The following is an 18,309-nucleotide window of genomic DNA, read 5'->3' as shown; positions in this document are numbered from 1 at the left end:
CGGGGACCACCTGAGTGGACCCCGCCCCCTATTGATGGTGTACAGCAAGTACCGTTAGCGCTACGCGGCCTTCTCCAGCGTGTGCTTCACCATTTCGGGAACCAGACGGGGAACTTCCACCTGCTGCGCTGCATCCGCAACTGCATTAGTGTTCAGAGTCCACCAGTCATCAGGCAGCGACTCAATCCACGCTTCCCAGTCCTTCGTGCGCCAATCATATGCGCGTTCCTCATATTCAGCCCAGCTATCGCCGCCAAGTGCCTCAATAAACAGAGACTTATCCTCTGACGGGTCCGGCTCGTAGTCTTCCGGGCGGTCTGCATCCCAGAACTTGATGAACTGACGCCAGTTCTTCTTCGTCACGATGAACGACTCTTCGCCATCAGGGCCGAAGCGTTCCTGATCTGCCACGTAGGAAGAATCCTGCACACGCTTCCAGAACGTCGGCACATCAATCTCACCACGCTGCAGCAGATCTGCCAGGAATTCAATACGGTCATGCTTCGGGCCAAACGCACCACGCGGAAGACGGCTACCGAAAGTCAGCAGATGGCCAGCACGGTAGTCCTCCATGTTGATGGTCTCCCACGAGAAGCCGTTGATTTCTTCATACTGGCTCGGGTCCAGCGAACGGTACCAATCGCTGTCATGCAGGTACCGCATCAGCAGAGCAGAACCGTTCTCGCCCTCACGAGTGTAATAATCCACCAGACCAGCACGAACGTACTGCTCCTGCTCCTCAGTCAGATGGTACTGGCCCCCCTTGCGGCGGAAGCCCAGCTTCTCGGTCTCGATACCGAGCTTCAGGCGACTCTTGTGCACTGCCACAGCAGATTCAATCGTCTCCTGAGTCAGAGGTTCAATCTCCACCAAACGAGTCATCGTCTCGTACGGAGTGACAAGGTTCAGGCTACGCAGCAGTTCTTCACATCCGCTGGGATCTTCCCTGTACATGCCTTCTTCGACGAAGGTAAGCTTCTTCTTCAAAGGCATCGTCGGAATCTCTTCACGCAGCGTATTAAGCCACTCAACAGCGAATTCATCCTCCGGCTCATCATCTACACGGTCTTCAGCTCGCTTCAGCAGGTACGCCATGTACTCATCCACGTTGAAACGTTCCTTGAACATACGTTCAAGAGCGTCAGCACGTTCCTTATTGATCTGCCCGCGTTCCTCTTCCAGGGCCTGGTAGTACTCCAAATCATCCAGGGTCTTCTGCTGCTCTTCGGGGGTGAGGCTGTTCCAGTACTCTTCCTCAGCAATACGGTCCTGCTCATCCTCATCAGGGGCAGGCTGCTGCGGCAGACGAAGCGCACCCGGGCGACCGTACTGGCCAGTACCGAAAGCATCCAGGGTGATGGCGCCGTGGCGCTCTTCACGCAGAGGGTGGTCACTGTTCAGCCACTCACGGGCCTCACTGATGCTGATGGGCTTGGTCAAACGGTACAGGCGCACCTCCTGGTTCAAATCATCCAGGCGCATCTTCTGCTGCTTGAAGGCAGCGCGGGCTTCCTTCTCGTCCAGGTAGACGTAGATGTAGTCGCCGCATTCCTGCCACCAGGGTGCATCCAGACGCGGATCCTCCCAGATGAGCTCCTTACCGTCCTGACGCAAATAACGCGGGCGGCCCACCGGAGGGTTGTTCACCTCCTTGCGGCCACGGTTGACGTGCACGAGGTAGCCGTACACACCAGGCTCACCCTCCAGCTCGTTCTTGAGGGTGATGTCAGTATCCAGCTTCTCGACGACCCAGTGCTTCTCATCGTTGAAGTAGGCAATTTCCTCATCGGTCATGTTGTCGAAGAGGGTGCAGTCAAAAAGCATGCGCGGATCCAAGAAAGAGCGGCCAGGAGCCTCATCACCGAACGCATTCTGCACAACGGCAGGAAGGTCCTTAGGCATGCCGTAACGACGCCACTTGATAGGGTGGACGGTCAAATCCTTCTCCCACGGGGTTTCGCCGGTGACGCCGGGGGCACGGGTATGCATCAGATCAGCAGAGAGATCCTTACCCTTGACCTTCACACGGTGCTGCTTTTCGAGAGAGTCATAGGAATAGCGAGCGCGTGCGTTTCGTTCTGCGTGGTACTTCTTCTGGTAGGCCTTGTAGTTGGCCTCGGATTCGGGGCTGTGTGCCATGGTGGTTTCCTTTCTGTGGTGGTTTTTGTTGTGGTTCTACTGTAGGGGTTTTTGGGGTGGTGGTTTGGTTGTTTTTTGGGGTTTGTCCCTTTGCTAAATTTTCTTGCCGGTTTTGGTCATGGTTTCGTACTGGCTGCGGCGGAGGGTGAAGGTCTGGTTCTTGGGGGTGGTGATGTTGACCATCTTCGGGTCCCTAGCATCTTCGATGCTGTAGCCCTTGGCGAGTTTGCCGCCCTTGGTGAATTCGATTTTTCCTTGCTGCTGGACGCCGCCCTTGACGGTTTTGTTGACCTTGTAGGTGTAGCCTGCCTTGGGGTTGGTGAGGTCGTCGGGGTGGCGGGTGGGTTCTACGTGGGTGCTGTAGGTGAGGTCACCGGTTTGCTTGCGGCGTTCTTCGTTGTATTCGTTGGCCCTGTTGATGCTTGCTTCGCGTTCGTTTGCGATTTTCTCCTTCTTCTTGAGGCCCCTGCTCTGTCGTTCCAGGCGCGTCATGTTGCGTTCGACGCGGTCGGGGCCGCCGCCGTGGTTGCGGATTTCGCGTTGGGTCTTGGGCTTGAGGCGTTCGGGAAGTTCTTCGATGTCCTTGCGTGCCTGCTTTTCGGCGCGTTTACGTTCTTGCTGATCGTGGGCGTCGAATTGCTGCTTGGCGAAGTCGTTAATGGATTTTTCACGGGTTTCCTTGACGGCTTCGGCCAGGATTTTGTCCTGGATTTCGAGGACACGTGCGATTTCTTTTTTGGCTTCGGTGATGCTGTTGAAGCTGGTTTTGATGCCGTATTCTTTGATGATTCGTTTGGTTAGTTCGTTGTGCTTTTCTCCCTTGTGTACGGTGTTGATTTCGGAGTGGAATGCGTTGACGCGGGTGTACATTCCCCTGCCGTGGGCGTCGTTGTCGGCTTTGACGGCTGATTGGAGGGTGCCGAATTTTTCTTGCTGTTCGGCGATTTCTTCGGCGGTGAGTCCGTTGGCGTCCTGGGTGTGGTCCCAGTCGCTGCTGCGCATTTTGCCGCCGTCGCGTGCTGAGGGGGAATTGTCACGGGTGACGGGGCGGCGTTCGGCGGGTGCGCCTACGGAGTAGTAGCCGTCGTGGGCGGTGGGGTTGGGGATGAATGCACCGAGGCCCTTTTTCGGGTCGTCATCGACGGTGAAGGAGATCTTGTATCGGGAGTTTCCTTTCTTGGCCTGGGTGATGTGGCCTTCAAGGTTGTAGTCGAGACGTTCGTTAGTGGGCAGCTCTAGGCGCTTTTCGCTGGTGATGGTTAGCTCGCGGTAGACGCCTCGCTTGTTGGTCTTTTGGAGTTTGTCGTCCATGCCGTGCAGTACGGCGTTGCCGTCGGGGCAGGCACGGTCCCAGCTGTCGAAGTTAACTTCGGCGAGGTCTTCGTCGGTGTACTGTGCCTGGCTGAAGAGGCCGCGTTCGAGGCCGTTCTTGTTCAGCTCGTGTGCCAGCCTTCCGGCACGTTTTGCGTCCTCCCAGCGGCGAGCGCCTTCTTCGTCCTGGACCTGGATTTGGTCGAGGTCGGCTTGGGCGTTTTTGTAGAGGAGTCGGGCGTATTCGCTGTTGGGGTTTTCTTCGTGGAGTTTTTTGGCTTCTTCGAGGGCTTCGCGGACTTTTGCTACTTCGTCGGCGTGGCGGTGTCGGCGGGCTTTGGGGCTCATGTAGTACATGCGCTGGCATGCCTGGTATTCCTCGAAGGCAGCGGCGAGGTTGTCGTAGTCTTCGTCGGTGAGGGTGCCTGCTTTTTCTTTGCTCTCGAAGTCGTCGAGGGCTTCTTGGTAGGCGTCTTTGGCGTCGTTGTAGCGGGGTTCGTAGTGGGTGAAGCAGCGGGGGTTGGGCTTGACGTCGCACATGGTGGGTGCCTTTCTTCGTGGTTGGTTGTTGTGTTGTATCCGCCCCCCCTTGTTGTTCCGGGGTGTGGATACGGGGTATTCATTCCTATGAAGGCACCTCATTGTGTGCTGGAAACCTCACATGGTGGTGGATTTTTTTGTGGGATGTCCCAGTGGTTCATTGTGCGGGGGTGGGGGGGGGGCGGCGGGGTTCCGCCGCCCCCCTTGTGGTGTGTGGTGTGGGTTTATGCCATCAGTGCGAGGGCGGTAAGGATAGCCGCTGCGTTGATGAGGGTGCCGGCTGCGAGGATCAGGTTGGGGTTGGGGGTCTTGTTGCGGTTGGCAATGAAGTCGCTGATCAGCACGGTGACCGGCAGGACGCAGGCAAAGGCGGCCCAACCTTCAGAGAGGAAGACGCCGGAGGCTGCTGCGGAGCCGATGACGAGCTTCGTGTTGAGGGTGTCCATCCAGGGGTCCTGGACGGTTCGGCGCAGCCAGTGCAGTACGCCCCATCCGGTCAGGGCGGAGGCGAGCATGAATCCGCCGGTGATTGCTGACAGATAGTCAGGCAGGGTGAAGCTAAGGCCGAAGGGGTAGAAGCCGCCGCTACACAGAACCAAGATTGCAGCGATGATTCCCATGCTTCCCAGAAGGGCGGTGCCGGTGGTGGGGGTGGTACGGCGGGCCAGGGCCGGGGTGACGGTGGCCAGGTACAGGGCAGAGACGAAGTACATGCCGTACTGCGTCCACTGTTCGGTCATGATCAGGGCACCGGTTGCGGCGGATACGGCAAACCACAAGAACGTGTAGGCCTTGTGGCTGGAGCGGGACGGGGATTCCGTGGAGACGGAAGCGGTCGAGGGGGTCGTGGTGGTCATGGGGTTCTTTCCTCTTTTCGGTTAAGGGTTGGTGGTGCCGCCAGTTTAGGGTGCTGGTGGCACGGGTTGACGGTTCCGCCATTTACCCCGGGGTAAGCTGCAGGATGCAGGTTTGGGGTGGTGGCTGTGCTGTCACCTCTACCCTGTGCCGCAGGGTAGACCCTGGCGGGCGGGTGAGGGGGTAGCACCCCTTCACTGCTATGAAGGCACTTCATTGTGTCCTTTTTCCCTCACCCTATTTTGAAATTCTTTCCTTCTTGTCCCTTTCCTAAATGAGAGGCGGGGTACACCCTGTGGCGGGCATAGTAATGCCCCCAAAAACCAGGGGTTCTTGGGGGCATTGAAACCGGTGAGATGAAGATTAGAAGAAGAGGGGGCGCACCGGCATGAAGAGCAGAACGAGCAGCGCGCCGGTAATGAGGAAGGGGCCCATAGGCACGGTCTTTTCTCCCTTACGGTGGGCATTATAGGCTACGGGTAGGGCGAGGACGTGCCCAAGGAACAAGGAGATGAAGGCAGCCTCAAACCCATGGTAGGCGGTGGCGGCACTTAGCCCTGCCAGAAGCTTCACATCGCCCAGACCAACGGGGGCGAAGAGGGCAAAGGCGAAGAGCAAACCGGTAATAGCTAGGGCGATGATGAGCATGAGGGCACCGTGGGTAGCAGCCCCCTCGGTTCCGGCACCGGTGAGGCTCAGGATAGGGTCGGTGACCAGCAGCCCGGCAGCCAATCCAGCCTGTGCAACCGCCAACGGGTACGTGTACGCGTTCGGCAGCAGCTTATGCCGCATGTCCCAGGACATGAGGGGCCCTGCGTAGTAGAAGATGATGAGGATCAGCAGCCACGGCATCACTTGCTGCCATAAGCCGGTGACTCCCAGGATAAGGGAGACGGTGAAGCTGAAGGCGGCGGCACGCAAGAGCACGCCCTTGGCGATGTTCGGGGTGCGCGGTGCGGTGGTGTCGTGGCTGCTGGTCACAGTCATCTGGTGTTTCTTCTTTCGGTTAGGCAGCCAAAACCTTGGCTGCTTCCTCAGACGGTTCTACGTCCCAGGATTCCAAGTAGTCGAGGAACTGGGTCTTGAGCTGCTGAGCCTTCTGCAGGTTGTTGGTCAGGATTTCCTCATGGATTTCTGCCATCCAGAATGCGTCCTGGGTGCTATCAATCATGCGGGCGGCACGGGCAATCTGAAGGATCAGGCGGTGGTCCTGAGCCACACGTGCACGATCAAGCAGTTCATAAGCGACGTCGATAATGCGGGTGCGCATTTTTTCACGGTCGTTTTCAGCCCAGGGATAGTGGGCGCTGCTACCGTCGAGCGGGACGCCACGAACCAGACTGAATGCTGCCAGCAGGTGCGAGGTCGGGCGCAGAGCCAACTCCCCATCGGTGAGGATCTGGAACAGGGCCCAGTCAGAGTTAATCAGCTCGGACAGGCTGTAGCGGCGGGATACCGCGCGCGGGAAGTACGGCTCGTGATCCTTGGTGGAGCCCAGCCACTGGCGAACCTTACCGGTGAGCTGGTTACGGCGGGTGTCAGCCTTAGTGGAACTGTGGTGCTCCCCCGGCCAGAACGCGGCGTGGTAATCCTCGGTCTCCACTCCAGGGTGCAGATGCAAGAACGCAGTCACGGACGCGTAACGGTCCATCAGCACGGTAGACACCTCGTTCTTACCCTTGGTCAAAGGTGCCGGTCCCTTCGCGTTGAGCAGTCGCACCGGACCCAGCAGAGCCAGGAAGGGGTGCTCCAGGTTCGTCACCGTCTCATGGGTAAGAGTAGAGCCGTTCTTCACCAAAGCATCGTACATGTCGGTCTCACCGAAGAGGTGGGCGAAGACCTGCTGGGTTTCGGCACGGATCTCCTCAGGGCTCTTACCTTCCTCATAGCAGGCAGGTGCGAGCGCGGTGGGTGCTTCCGTTTCGGGTGCGGGTGCTGCTTCCTCGGTTGCGGGTGCTTCGTCAGCGGCAAGCTCATCGGTGGTCTCTTCCGGTGCCGGGGTTGCTGCTTCCTCGGGGGTGGTTGCGGTGTCGATACCGTAGGTGGTGTCGATGCCGTAACCGGTAGCAGAGTCGAAGCCGTAGGAGGTGGCGGTATCAATACCGTAGGCAGTGTCGATGCCGTAGCTGGTGGCTTCTTCTGCCGGTTCGGTGGCAGGTTCAGGCTCGGGTGCGGTTTCGGGTGCTTCGTCTACAGCAGGCTCACCGGTGGTTTCTGCCGGTGCCGTAGCTTCTTCCGGTTCCATGGCCTCTGCCGCATCCGGTGCGTCCGCTGCGTCCGGGGATTCTGCCGGTGCGTCGGTGGAGTCCTGGAAGAGCTGGTCCTCAGCGGGGCTATCGGTTGCGGTGGAGGTGACCTCGGGGAAACGCAGAACCTGATTCGGTGCGTCGGTGGGTTCGGCGGCTGCTTCTTTCAGCAGAGCCAGGATGGCTTCTTCCTCGTCCTTGTTCAGATAACGCGGGATGAGGGGCATGCGTACCGGCTGCAGCTCCAGCATGGTGTCAGAGATGTCACCGTGGGGGGCGCGGGTGACGGTCAGACGGTGGGTTCGGGAATTGGCGTCGAGTTCTTCAACAGCGTCTTCTTCGTGGGAGATGACGGCGATAGCGACGTTAGGCATGGTGCGTACCAGATCGAGCAGATCGGAGCGGTCCATCTCGTCGATGGTGTCGGAGACGATGACGATATGGGCGGGGAAGGATTCGGCTCCTGCCATGCGTGCTTCGTGGACGGAGGCGTAGCCTTCAGATTCCAGGAAGTTCTGAAGGTCCTGTGCTTCAGCGGTGAGGGCGTTGAGGCATTCCTCGCTCTGTTCGGCAGTGTAGGTGGTGATGCGGTCAGCAGAGAGTGCGTTGAGGAAGGTATCGTCAAGGCCGAGCAGGCTCAGGCGCAGGCCTTCTGCCCAGGGGTTGAGCAGCAGCTCGGCGGCGATGGAGCCGATGATCTGGTTGATTGTGTTGACCTGGCTGGTGCCCTGGAAGGGGTCGTGTAGCTGGAGGGTGCCAGCGTATTCGAGGTTGAGCATCAGAGCTGCGCCCTGGGTGTCATCACCAAGGGTGATGAGGGCAGGGTAGGGTGCAAAGATGTCTAGCGGTTCACTGGTGTCCAGGGACCCGAACGGAAGGTTCCACAGGTTGGCGTCCATGGTGCTCTGGAAGGGTGCGGGCAGGTTCGTGATGTCCTGCTCGAAGTACAGGTTCGCCTCGGTGGCGTTAAGTGCCAGGTACTTCAGGACCGGGACGGGGGTTTCGGTGTTACGGCAGTGCTGTGCCAGCAGGCGCAGGCCGTAATCAATCTCAGCCAGGGGCGCTACTGCTGCTTCGGCTTCAAGAGTGGTCAAGGTGGTGGCTGCTTCGGGGGTGAGCTGGATGGTCTGGCCCGGCTTGCGGCGGCGGCGCTGGTGCCAGCGGCGGGCAGCAAAGACGGAGAGCAGGCCAGCGGCCAGCAACGCTCCACCGGTGAGGGGGAGCGTGTAGTTGTTCTCCTCATCTTCAGCGGCGGCTACGGTAGCGTCCTGGGTGCTGCCGGCAGTTTGCACGTCGTGGGTCTGCACGCTGCTGCTCTTGTCGGTTTCGGCTGCTTGCTCGGTGGTGCCGGTCTTCTCGGCAGAGTCGGTAGCGATAGTGCCGCCGGGGATTGCGGAGGTAGCACCCTGCTGAGCAGCAGGTGCCGGTGCCTGTGCCGGGTTCTGTGCTGCTGCCGCTGAAGGTGCGGTAGATGCACCGGTAGCAGCCGGTGCGGTAGAGGTGCCAGCTACAGCAGCAGAAGATGCGGCTGAGGTGGCAGCCGGTGCGGTAGTGGGCGCGGCAGCCGGTGCGGTGGTGTGCTGGCCCTTAGGTGCTCCGTGTGCGCTGGAGGAGCCGACGCTGGCGGCAGCCTCATCAGCAGAAATAGCAGAAGATGCCGCCGAGGTGGCTGCCGGGGCGCTAGTGGGCGCGGCAGCCGGGGCGGTAGACGCACCAGCAGCAGAGGGTGCAGAAGAGGCCGCTGAGGTAGCAGCCGGCGCAGCAGAGGCAGATGCAGATGCGGCGGCAGAGGGTGCCTGAGTAGACGCACCAGCAGAACTAGAAACACCCGAAGCAGAAGGAGAACCAGCAGAAGGTGCGAGCGCGGTGGAAGATCCCGCGTTGCTGTTGGTCGCCGGGGTGGTGGGTGCGGTGGGGGTGCCGGGCATGGTGAATTCCCAGCCGGGCTGGATGAGGTCGGCGTCTTGGATGGTGGTGCCGTCGGGCTGGGTGGTCTTGGAGGCGGCGCCTGCGATGTAGTGGTAGGCTTCCAGGTCGCCGTAGTTTTCAAGAGCGATCTCGGAGAGGGTGTCGCCGGGCTTGATGGTGACGGTGCCGTTACCTGCGATCGGCTGAGGGATTTTGGCGTCTTGGGGCAGGGTGAGTACCCAGCCGTCGTGTAGGAGCTGGTCGGTGGAGAGCAGGGCGGTGCCGTCGTTCTGTACGACGCCCTGGTTCAGGTTGAAGATTTCGATGTAGCGGCTGCCGTCGCCGAGGGTGGTTTCAGCGATGTCCCAGAGGGTTTCGTGGCCGTTGATCATGTAGGAGGGGCCGGTCTGGGAGGCCTGGGCCTTTTCGGCGGCGGTGGGTGCGCCGTACTGTGCCTGTACGGTGGCGGGGGCGGAGACGGTTTGGTTCGGGGTGACCGGCACGCCTGTGGTGCCGCCGGATTCGATGGCGGTTGCGCCAGAGATACCGGCGGTAGAGGCCAGGATCATGCCGATGAGGACGGCGGCGACGTTCTGCTGGAAACGCAGGACGCCGGGTAGTTTCACGGATTCGCCGTGGCGGATCTGTACGGCTGCCTCAATGATTAGGGGGATGACGAGGGAGGCCCACCCGATCCAGGCGATGATGGGGATGAAGACCTGCAGCAGGAAGGTGAGGGCTCCGTCGACGGAGGCGATGACGCCACCGACCATATCGAGGGATGCGAGGGGGTTGCCGGAGACAGTGATCAGTAGCGCCGGGATTCCAAGGACGATGAAGGTCACGGCGATCAGGGAGAAGACCCTGAGAATCTGAGTTTTCACGGGATGAAGCCCCTTTGCGTGTGGTCGATATGGTCGGTGGATGATGCGCCTTAGCGCAGGGCCTCTTCGGAGGGGCCCTGCGCTTGGCGGGTGATCGTCATGGCGGGAAGGAAGGGCGGTGCACCTGAAGAGGTGCCCGTTACGGTGACCGTTGTCTGGTCTGCATCCCGTTGGACCTCAACGTGGGCATCTTTGAGAGTAGATGTTGCGTTGAGGCGGTGCTGGGCTTGTTCCACTCCGTCCTCTGGAGTGCCGCCGATGACGCGGGCTGAAAAGTAGCCTGCGTCAGCGGCATTTTGTGCTTCAGAGTTAGCAGCTAGGTATGCGCCCAGCTGAAGAATGAAGATAATGAGACCCATCAGAAAGGGGAACAGGAGAAGCCATTCAATGGCGTAGGATCCAGACTCGGAGGATGAGTCATCTGGTGATTGACTCAGCACCGTTCGTTTCATGGCTGCAGGTTCCCTTCTAGTGTTAGATGGAGAACGTCAGGGAGCCCAGCTGGCCTTCTACGAAGGCCTTTACTGCAACAGCGATCAGGCCGACGATGGCAACGCCAACGACGATGAGCAGGACGTATTCGACTGCGCCTGCGCCGCTTTCGCGCTTGGCGTCCAGTCGAGCGTTCATCTTGTTGTAGGCGCCCGAAATGTAGAGGCAGAGATTGGTGTACAGCGCGTTCATGCTGATTTTTCCTTTCAAATTATCGGCGTGGTGTGATGTGCTCTCGACACCAGCCCTCATATCTCTATGAAGGCACCTGCCCTGGTGGCAGATGCGTCATGAAATAGAGCACATTTTCATTATTCTAAGGCTCCGGGGTGGTGCCCTATGAATTCTTAGGGGCAGAGGTCTCTGCGACGCGTGCCTTCTTGGCTAGCCTCTGCAGATCTGCGGGTGGGACGTAGAGCCCCATGCTGGAAATATACTGTTCGAGGTTTTCGGCTAGATGCTCCTTGGTCGGTGGCATCATGTCGTGTTGGTCCAGCCAGATACGTAGTGCGGTTGCAAAATAGCGGCTTCGAGAAATACCTAGCCTCTTCGCAAGGGCATCTACATCAGCGACTCTTTTCGGGGGGAGGCTGGGAGAAGCTGCTACCGCGTGCCGATTACCCAGGAGTACGGTGACTTTAGGCAGCTCCGGTACGGTGCTGAGATTGCGGCGGTAAGCATCGAGATAGCGCTCGATGTCCTTTAGGGGCACTTCTTCAACGGCTACGAGGTAGATATAGCCCTGCTTGTAGACGTACCCTGTCTCCTTTTGGACCGCCCACCTAATGCGGGGAATCAAATCCTGATCAATAGACAGGTTGAACTTCTTGTTAGGGGATTTCCCTTTTGCCTTGTTGGCTGAGCCGTCGTGGGCAGGAAGAGGTGGGGATGACGGGATCTGCTCAGTCTCAGGCTTCTTTTCCGTGGGGGATTCCTCAACGCGGGGTCGAGAATTCTTCACCGGCACTTCAGATAGGACACTTGCCTTCTGCGACGGCTCAGAAGCAGCTTCGGGTTTCTTTTTCTTCGGCTCAGCAGCCGAAAGGGTCGGCAAATTAAACGTCAGGGACAGGTCATTCGGCGCGGGCGTCATCTCATCGCTCTCCTATAGGTGGGGGCTTCCTCCAGGGGAGGTTCACTCCCTATTATAAATCTACACATATACACGAATATGTGCAATGTTATATGAGTTTTTGTGGTATTCTCAATGTAGGAGAAACTGTTTTCACACCACCAACCACACCCCACCCCACTTCTTGCATTAGGAGATGCCATGGCGTTTTCGCTTTTCCAGAAAAAAGATCAGCTTGTTACTTCTGGTGCTGATGAATCAGCAGAGAAGTATGAGTTTCTGAACCCGATTCAGTCCAAGAGCAAGACCCGCCGGATTACGGCTTTGGGTGCAACGCTGACTGCTGTGGGCATTCTGGGCTCCTACGCTGTAGCAACCAATAGTGCACCGGAACAGATTGTGACGGTCACTCAGGACATTCCCCGTGGCGCAGTAATCGAAGAGTCCCAGCTGGGCACGATGAACGTTCTAAACCCTCCGGCTAAGGCTGTGTTGTACAAGAAGCGCTCTGAGGTGGTGGGCAAGAAGGCTACCACTGACATTTCCTCCGGCCAGGTGCTGCTCAGTAGCAATACGGCACCGAACCTGCCCAGCGCGGAGCAGGGTAAGGAAATTGTGGGTCTTCTCCTTCCTTCTACGAACATTCCGGTACGTCCGCTCAAGGCAGGTGATCGTGTCATCCTGATTCCGGCGAACGTGGGTGCAAACAATAATTCCCCTAACGTTGAGGGCGCTATTAGTGGCACGGTTGATACGGTCACGAAGGTCAACGGAGACACGAAGATTGACGTGTTGCTACCCGAAGGCGCCTCAAAGAACGCTGCGTTCATGGATGCAGTCCTTCAGAAGAAGGTCGTTGTCACCATTGAGGGGGCCCAGTAAGCCATGGCGATTATTGCCCATTTTTCAACCCACGGCGCCCCGGGTGTGACCATGTCAACGCTGGCTCTGGCTCTTCAGTGGCCGCGCCCTGTCTTGCTGGTAGAAGCGGATACCGCCTCCCCTTCGTCGATTCTGGCAGGCTTTATGCGTGGCCGCGTCGTGTACGAACGCAACATGACGCAGCTGGCTAATAATATGAAGAAATTTGGTCAAACGTCGAAGACTGTTTTTGATCAGATGATTCCCCTGGCTCAGGACCCTGCACGCTTTGCTGAGGATAAGCAATACCGCAAGCACCTGCTGCCGGCTTTCCCTTCTCCTCGCGCGGCAACCGGACACAAAGCCTTCTGGCGTGACCTGCTCATCGCCACCCGCGCCTTCGAGAAAGCAACCGGCTACGACGTCTTTTTCGACATGGGGCGTATTACCACCCGAGAGACGGAACGTATGGCCCTGGTGACGAACGCCGACTTGGCAGTTGCTCACCTCTCAGCAACATTCATTGATACCTGGGCTGCCCAAGAGAATATTGAGCGAATCTACCAGCTGATGGATGAGCAGGGTCACCCGGAAGGGCTGTGCTCGGTATTTCACCAAAGCCCAGCAGTGAATTTTCCCGCCGGTGAGCTTGCCTCCCTCATCCCCTCCGCTCCACTTCTGACGACGCTACCCCATAGCCCTGAAGCAGCAGCAATTTTCAGCCACGGGGCTGACATCCCCACCTCCGCCAAGAAGCTCGACAAGAAACTGCGCGCCTACCGAACGGCAGTATCCACCTACAGCTCCAAACTTCAGGTCCGACTGAAGAATGAAGCTGACTACCTCAACCCTTCCCGATAAATCACCCCTTCCTCTGCTCTACAGAGAACGCAACCTTAAGAAAGAGATAGACGATGAGTGCATCTGAGAATTCTCAGCTACTGAGCATCATGAATTCTCCCCTGCTGCGTCAGCACACCCAGCAGAGGAACAAGGAAAACTCTGCATTGACTCCCCCTGCACCCGCGAGCGCGGCGCAGAGCGTTGGTTCTGTCGGGTCGGTTCCGGTGGAGGTGGCTCCGTATGGGTTTGATCCGGCGGGTCCTACGCCTCCGGTGGTGCCGGTGGTGAGTGCTGTTGAGTCTTCGGTGGGTTCTGCTGCTGCTGTGCGTGAGGCTGTGGCGCGTACTGTGGCGCCGGCTGCTGCTGTTGATGCGTCTTCTTCCTCTGTTGCTGGTGTGTCTTCTTCCTCTGGTGAGCCGGTTATTCCTGAGCATTTGCTTCAGTTTTGGGCTGATGTGGAGACGATTCAGGAGCAGGTGTCTAATAGCTTGTCTTTGGAAGAGGACCGGATGCGTGAGCTGAGTATTCAGGAGCAGCAGGCGAAGACTCAGTCCATGATTTTGCAGGCGCTCGATGCTTATACTACGGCGCTGGTTGAGGTTGATGGTGACCGTGACCGGTGGACGGATGAGTACAGCGAGAAGGTTCAGCAGCAGGTGTATGACGTGCTGTATCGTCTGGGTCGTTTTCAGGCGCTGATTGATATGCCGGAGGTGGAGAATATTCACATTGCCGGGTGTGATCAGGTGTTTTTGAAGTTCTCTGATGGTCGTACGGAGCGTGCTGAGCCGATTGCGGCGACGGATGCTGAGCTGATGCAGATGATCCAGAATATTGCCTCGAATCAGGGTGATGCTTCGCGTCCATTCTCTACGACGAATCCTGATTTGGATATGGACTTGATCAGCTACGTGCGTCTGGCGGCGATTGCGCCTCCGGTGGCGTCGCGTCCTTCTTTGGTGATGCGTATTCACCGGTATGTGAGTATCACGTTGGAGCAGCTGGAGCAGCTGGGTACGTTGACTACCCAGATGCGTCGGTTCTTGACTGCCGCTATCAAGGCGCGTAAGTCGATTGTGATTTCTGGTGAGCCTGGTGACGGTAAGACCACGCTGATGCGTGCGCTGGCTTCCTGCATTGACCCTATGGTGCAGGTGGTGACCATTGAGAAGGAACGTGAGCTTCATCTGAATCAGCAGCCGCACCGTGTGCTGCCGGTTATCGACTTGCAGTATCACCCTGGCAGTAGTGAGCGTGATGCGTCGGGCCGCCGTATCGGTGAGTACAGTCTGGAGCAGTGTGTGGAGAAGGCTCTGCGTCTGAATTCGGCGAATATTATGGTCGGTGAGGTGCGCGGTAGTGAAATCATTGCGCTCATTGAAGCCATGCAGATTAACGGCGGTACGTTCTGCACCCTGCACGCTCACGAACCGGAGCAGGCAATTGACCGCCTGGTAGGTCTGGCTTTGGAGAAGGGTTTGACGCGCGAGTATGTGTCTGGTCAGGTTGCTGAAAACCTGGACTTCATCGTGCAGATGAAGAAGATTAAGGATCCTGAGACCGGTAAGCCTCGCCGCGTGGTCACGCATATCTGTGAGGTGTTGCCTGCTGAAGGTAACCGTCAGGCCACGACGCACAATATTTTCTCGTTGAAGGACGGGCACCATGATGCGTCATTTGATGAGGCGCCGTCGAGCCCGAAGATGCTACATGATTTGAAGGAAGCAGGGTGGGAATCCCCCACCGCCGCGTAGGTAGGAGCAAACAGATATGAACCTCTTGATGTTGCCTATATCGGTAGCGGTGGTGTGCATTGGCGTGACGATGATGGTCTATGCCCGTTTCATTTCACGGCATGGTCAGTGGAAGCCGATTACTGCCCCCACCCTCTTTAGCCGCCTCACCTCTGATGTTCAGGGGTTGTTGGGTGCGGTCAATCGTAGGGCTCTGCTGCTTGCTGTGGCGGGCACGATCATCTACTGGCTTCTGACCCGTTGGCTGCTTGCTCTGGTCATTATTCCTGTACTCATCATCATGGTTCCTAAGCTCTTGTTGCCCAAGGATACGGGTGTGCAGAAGCTTGATGAAGTGGTGGCGTGGCTGGGTATCCTGATTGGTCGTGTGAAGGGCGGTGCGCACCTGGAAAGCGCTATTAAGTCCTCTTATACGGTTGCAGGTGAAAATTTGAAGCTGCCCTTGCGTCGTCTGACGGCTCGTTTGAATGCTTCCTGGCCCACGGGTAAGGCACTCGATGCTTTCGCGCAGGATCTCAACGATCCGACCATTGACCGTGTGATTTTCTTGCTGAAGATTGCGGCGAGGGAACGCGGTGAGGGTTTGTCTACGGCGCTGGCGGGTATCAATCTTGAGATTCGTCATGAGATTGAGGTGCGCCGCAAGGTGGATGCTGCGCAGGGTTCAGCACGTCAGACGGTGTTGATGCTTAACGTCATCATTTTCTCGGCGGTGGTGCTGGCTGCTCCGCAGACTCCTATCTACCGCACCACTGCTGGTGAGCTTGTTTTCATGCTTCTATTTACTGCTTTGATTGGGGTGATGGTCGTGATTCGCCGGTCGGTTGCTCCGCGTCCTGTCCCCCGTATTCTGGGTTCTACTAGTGTGAACCCGCAGCCTCAGATGGACGCTAAGGGCGTTTTGAAGAATGCTGTTTCTCATGCTGTAGGAGGTGAACGCCGATGATGGCTCTGGTCATTGTCTTAGGTGTTGTGGTGGGTGTAGGCCTGACCTTGCTGATTTCGCCACTTCTGCCTCATCAGCTCAGTGTTAAGTCCGCTATGGCGAACCTGAAGACGACGGACTCGCAGAAGCTTCAGCAGCGTACCCGAAAGCTCAGCAGTGAAGAGCTGATCGGTTCGTGGGTGATGGAGCATCTTCCTGAAACAAAGTACCTGACGAAGTTTTTCACTGTCGATGTTCAGAACCTGAATATTCTGGCGATCCCTGAGCTGTCCTACTGGTACCGTCGTTTCAACTGCGCGGTCGGCGGGGCTGCAGCACCGCTCGCTATCGCTATCGCCTTCGCTCTGAGCGGGGATTCTATCTCTGTACCGCTCCTGACGATTTTTATTGGTGCCGGGGCAGGATGGATGCTGTACAACAGCTACATTGAATCCCGCGCGAAGAACGCCCGTGAGGAATTCTCCCGAGCTATCGCCACCTACCTGGAAGGCGTTGCGATGCGCCGTAGCCAGGGCGCTAACACCTCCACCGCCGCCGCGAGCGCAGCAGAAGTTTCTGATACCTGGGTGTTCACCAGGATCAAGAATCGTATGACGATTGCGCATCATCAGGGCAAGCAGCCCTGGGATGCGCTGTATGATCTGGGTCAGGAGCTTCAGGTGAAGGAGTTGTCTGATTTGGCGGCGATTTTGAAGCAGGCGGGCGAGAACGATACCCAGATTTATGAGTCGTTGCGTAATCATGCGGAGCTGATTAATGGTCGTATTCTCAATGATCAGCATGAGAGGGCGAATGCGGCTACGGAACGGTTGAACTTGTTCTTCCCGCTGGTGGCTTTGGTGGCTATCGGTATGCTGCTGTTCCCGGTGCTGGCGTCTTTGGGTACTAAGATGTAGCGTCGAGTAGTCTTCCCCTGCTGTTTGGTGGGGGTGGGCGTATGACCTGCCGGGTGGGTTCCTTTACTGGTTTCGGTTGAGGATTCAGACAGCTCCCCCGGTTCTCATCCCGCTTGCTTGGTGGGGGAGGTAGGTGGTGGTACCTTGTGCGTCAGCAAGGTGCCGCATACGCCAATTAGGGAGGGTCCCGCGATCCGTGATGGATTGTGGGGCCCTCCCTTTTTGTGTGCTGGAGCGTAGGGATCTTGGTGAGTTTGGACAGGTATGTCCCTTTGGTAAATGGGTGCGGGGTGGGGGCTATGACCTTGCTGGTCATAGCCCCCGGTTGCCTTATGGCGTGTTCAGCTTCCCCCTGTTGCCTTCCCCTTTTAGTGCGGGGTTTGGAGCTGGTCGAGCTGGTACTTATCTTCAGCTGCTACGGACATCCAGCCCGGGGCTTCTGCGTCGAAGAGATGCGCCAGATCCTCAGCGGGGTGCACAGACCCGGTAGGAAGTCAGATAGGCGGTGCTGTTCCCCTATGGTTTACGCGCCTTGAGGTTACCGCCCGTATGCCTTCGTGATTTTGGCTGCCGTTTCTGCTAAGGTGTCGCCCTTGAACGGAGCGTGCTGTAGCTGGTCACTCTCGTAACCGTAGCTGAAAGCGGCGCCAAAGAAACGGTCTCCAGCATACACACACCCAATGCGAGGTAGCTCGATGGCACGGATTTCACCGATAAGCTCTTCATCCTTACCGCAAACAACGTAGAGTCCGTGTGAGAGTTCCTTGACGTGGCGCGGCGGCGCAGGGACTTCCTCAAGGTCGAAATACTTAGCGTAAAGCCGGTTGTTGGTTCGAGTCTTGGTGGCTACATGGTCGAGCCAGTAGCCAACGATGTAATCATCTGCATCACGGTTAGTCTCATACATGAGGATAGCCGCAATTTCGTCAGCCTTATAGAACATCAGTGCGTGCGGGTCTGCATCACTAGGGGTGATTCCCTTGCGCGCAATTCGAGTAGCAGTGAGTCCATGTTCAGCAGCTAGGGTGGAGAGGTCGTGGGGTGCCCCAGTGTCACCTACAGCGTTGACGTAAAGCTGACCAATCGAGCAGTTCTCAAAAAGCGTCTCAGTCTTCACAATGAGGCGTACTTCTTCCAAATTGAGACGGTAATTGCGAAGAGGTAGCCCTACCTCAACCATGGGGCCCTTGCGGCAATGGCACAGCCCAGCGAGGGATTCGGTGTGCCCGTATTGATTGAATGACATGATGGTTATTCCTTTCGGTGAGAGAGTTTTTCCGGCAGTTAGCGTTCAGGGATAAGTGCGGTGCCCATCTTGAACCGTTCAGCGTGACTCGCAGCAGCAGGCTCAACCGAACGAATGTGCACAACTTTCGCCTGTGCCGCTATAGCTTTGAGCGTCTTACTGCTTTTCCTGGGTGTTCATGGTGTTTTCCTTGGCTGTCGTAACTGGTGTTGGCTCCAGTGTGCCGGAGCGTAGGAATCTATACCTGGGTTTTGGACAGTTATGTCCTTTTGCTAAATGGGGGGGGGGGGGGTATAACCTTGCTGGTTATACCCCC

At 57.6% G+C, this 18,309-nt stretch carries 14 protein-coding genes; 5 read left to right on the top strand and 9 right to left on the bottom strand.

Annotated elements, in window-relative coordinates; all coding sequences use genetic code 11:
* Nucleotides 1-60: 60 nt before the first annotated feature.
* The 8 genes from HMPREF2527_RS00585 to HMPREF2527_RS00550 form a co-directional block, all read right to left on the bottom strand.
* Nucleotides 61-2,139: a hypothetical protein gene (locus HMPREF2527_RS00585; RefSeq protein WP_070505611.1), complete on the bottom strand. Its 2,079-nt coding sequence runs from the start codon at nucleotides 2,137-2,139 to the stop codon at nucleotides 61-63.
* Nucleotides 2,140-2,232: 93 nt separating this feature from the next.
* A complete protein-coding gene (locus HMPREF2527_RS00580) occupies nucleotides 2,233-3,990 on the bottom strand; it encodes a hypothetical protein (RefSeq protein WP_070505609.1) in 1,758 nt (585 codons plus the stop codon).
* A gap of 224 nt (nucleotides 3,991-4,214) precedes the next feature.
* Nucleotides 4,215-4,847, bottom strand: coding sequence for a hypothetical protein (locus HMPREF2527_RS00575; RefSeq protein WP_070505607.1), 633 nt, complete (start codon nucleotides 4,845-4,847; stop codon nucleotides 4,215-4,217).
* A 361-nt stretch (nucleotides 4,848-5,208) separates the two neighbouring features.
* Nucleotides 5,209-5,832, bottom strand: coding sequence for an A24 family peptidase (locus HMPREF2527_RS00570; protein ID WP_070505605.1), 624 nt, complete (start codon nucleotides 5,830-5,832; stop codon nucleotides 5,209-5,211).
* Between the two features lie 19 nt (nucleotides 5,833-5,851).
* Nucleotides 5,852-9,883, bottom strand: a complete 4,032-nt coding sequence (locus HMPREF2527_RS00565) for a bacterial transcriptional activator domain-containing protein (protein WP_070505603.1) — start codon at nucleotides 9,881-9,883, stop codon at nucleotides 5,852-5,854.
* Between the two features lie 50 nt (nucleotides 9,884-9,933).
* A complete protein-coding gene (locus HMPREF2527_RS00560) occupies nucleotides 9,934-10,335 on the bottom strand; it encodes a TadE/TadG family type IV pilus assembly protein (protein ID WP_070505601.1) in 402 nt (133 codons plus the stop codon).
* A 22-nt stretch (nucleotides 10,336-10,357) separates the two neighbouring features.
* Nucleotides 10,358-10,567, bottom strand: a complete 210-nt coding sequence (locus HMPREF2527_RS00555; protein WP_070505598.1) for a hypothetical protein — start codon at nucleotides 10,565-10,567, stop codon at nucleotides 10,358-10,360.
* Between the two features lie 145 nt (nucleotides 10,568-10,712).
* Nucleotides 10,713-11,468, bottom strand: coding sequence for a hypothetical protein (locus HMPREF2527_RS00550; protein WP_070505596.1), 756 nt, complete (start codon nucleotides 11,466-11,468; stop codon nucleotides 10,713-10,715).
* Nucleotides 11,469-11,648: 180 nt separating this feature from the next.
* On the opposite strand from HMPREF2527_RS00550, the gene HMPREF2527_RS00545 reads away from it, so the two are divergent.
* The 5 genes from HMPREF2527_RS00545 to HMPREF2527_RS00525 are packed head-to-tail and all read left to right on the top strand — an operon-like array spanning nucleotide 11,649 to nucleotide 16,747.
* A complete protein-coding gene (locus HMPREF2527_RS00545; RefSeq protein ID WP_070505594.1) occupies nucleotides 11,649-12,329 on the top strand; it encodes an SAF domain-containing protein in 681 nt (226 codons plus the stop codon).
* Nucleotides 12,330-12,332: 3 nt separating this feature from the next.
* Nucleotides 12,333-13,169, top strand: a complete 837-nt coding sequence (locus HMPREF2527_RS00540) for a hypothetical protein (protein ID WP_070505592.1) — start codon at nucleotides 12,333-12,335, stop codon at nucleotides 13,167-13,169.
* Between the two features lie 53 nt (nucleotides 13,170-13,222).
* On the top strand, nucleotides 13,223-14,905 hold the full coding sequence (locus HMPREF2527_RS00535; RefSeq protein WP_070505591.1) for a TadA family conjugal transfer-associated ATPase: 1,683 nt from the start codon (nucleotides 13,223-13,225) through the stop codon (nucleotides 14,903-14,905).
* 16 nt (nucleotides 14,906-14,921) lie between these two features.
* Entirely contained in the window at nucleotides 14,922-15,851 is a 930-nt protein-coding gene (locus HMPREF2527_RS00530) for a hypothetical protein (RefSeq protein ID WP_070505589.1), read from the top strand.
* Nucleotides 15,851-16,747 carry a hypothetical protein gene (locus HMPREF2527_RS00525; protein ID WP_141744416.1) on the top strand — a complete coding sequence of 299 codons (897 nt, stop codon included), beginning with the start codon at nucleotides 15,851-15,853 and terminating at the stop codon, nucleotides 16,745-16,747. The genes HMPREF2527_RS00530 and HMPREF2527_RS00525 overlap by 1 nt, the downstream gene beginning before the upstream one ends.
* A gap of 538 nt (nucleotides 16,748-17,285) precedes the next feature.
* On the opposite strand, the gene HMPREF2527_RS00520 is transcribed toward HMPREF2527_RS00525, so the two are convergent.
* Nucleotides 17,286-17,993 carry a hypothetical protein gene (locus tag HMPREF2527_RS00520; RefSeq protein WP_070505512.1) on the bottom strand — a complete coding sequence of 236 codons (708 nt, stop codon included), beginning with the start codon at nucleotides 17,991-17,993 and terminating at the stop codon, nucleotides 17,286-17,288.
* Nucleotides 17,994-18,309: the final 316 nt, after the last annotated feature.

Source organism: Rothia sp. HMSC071B01, assembly GCF_001808945.1.
GTDB lineage: Bacteria > Actinomycetota > Actinomycetes > Actinomycetales > Micrococcaceae > Rothia.
This window is presented reverse-complemented; position numbering and strand designations above follow the sequence as displayed.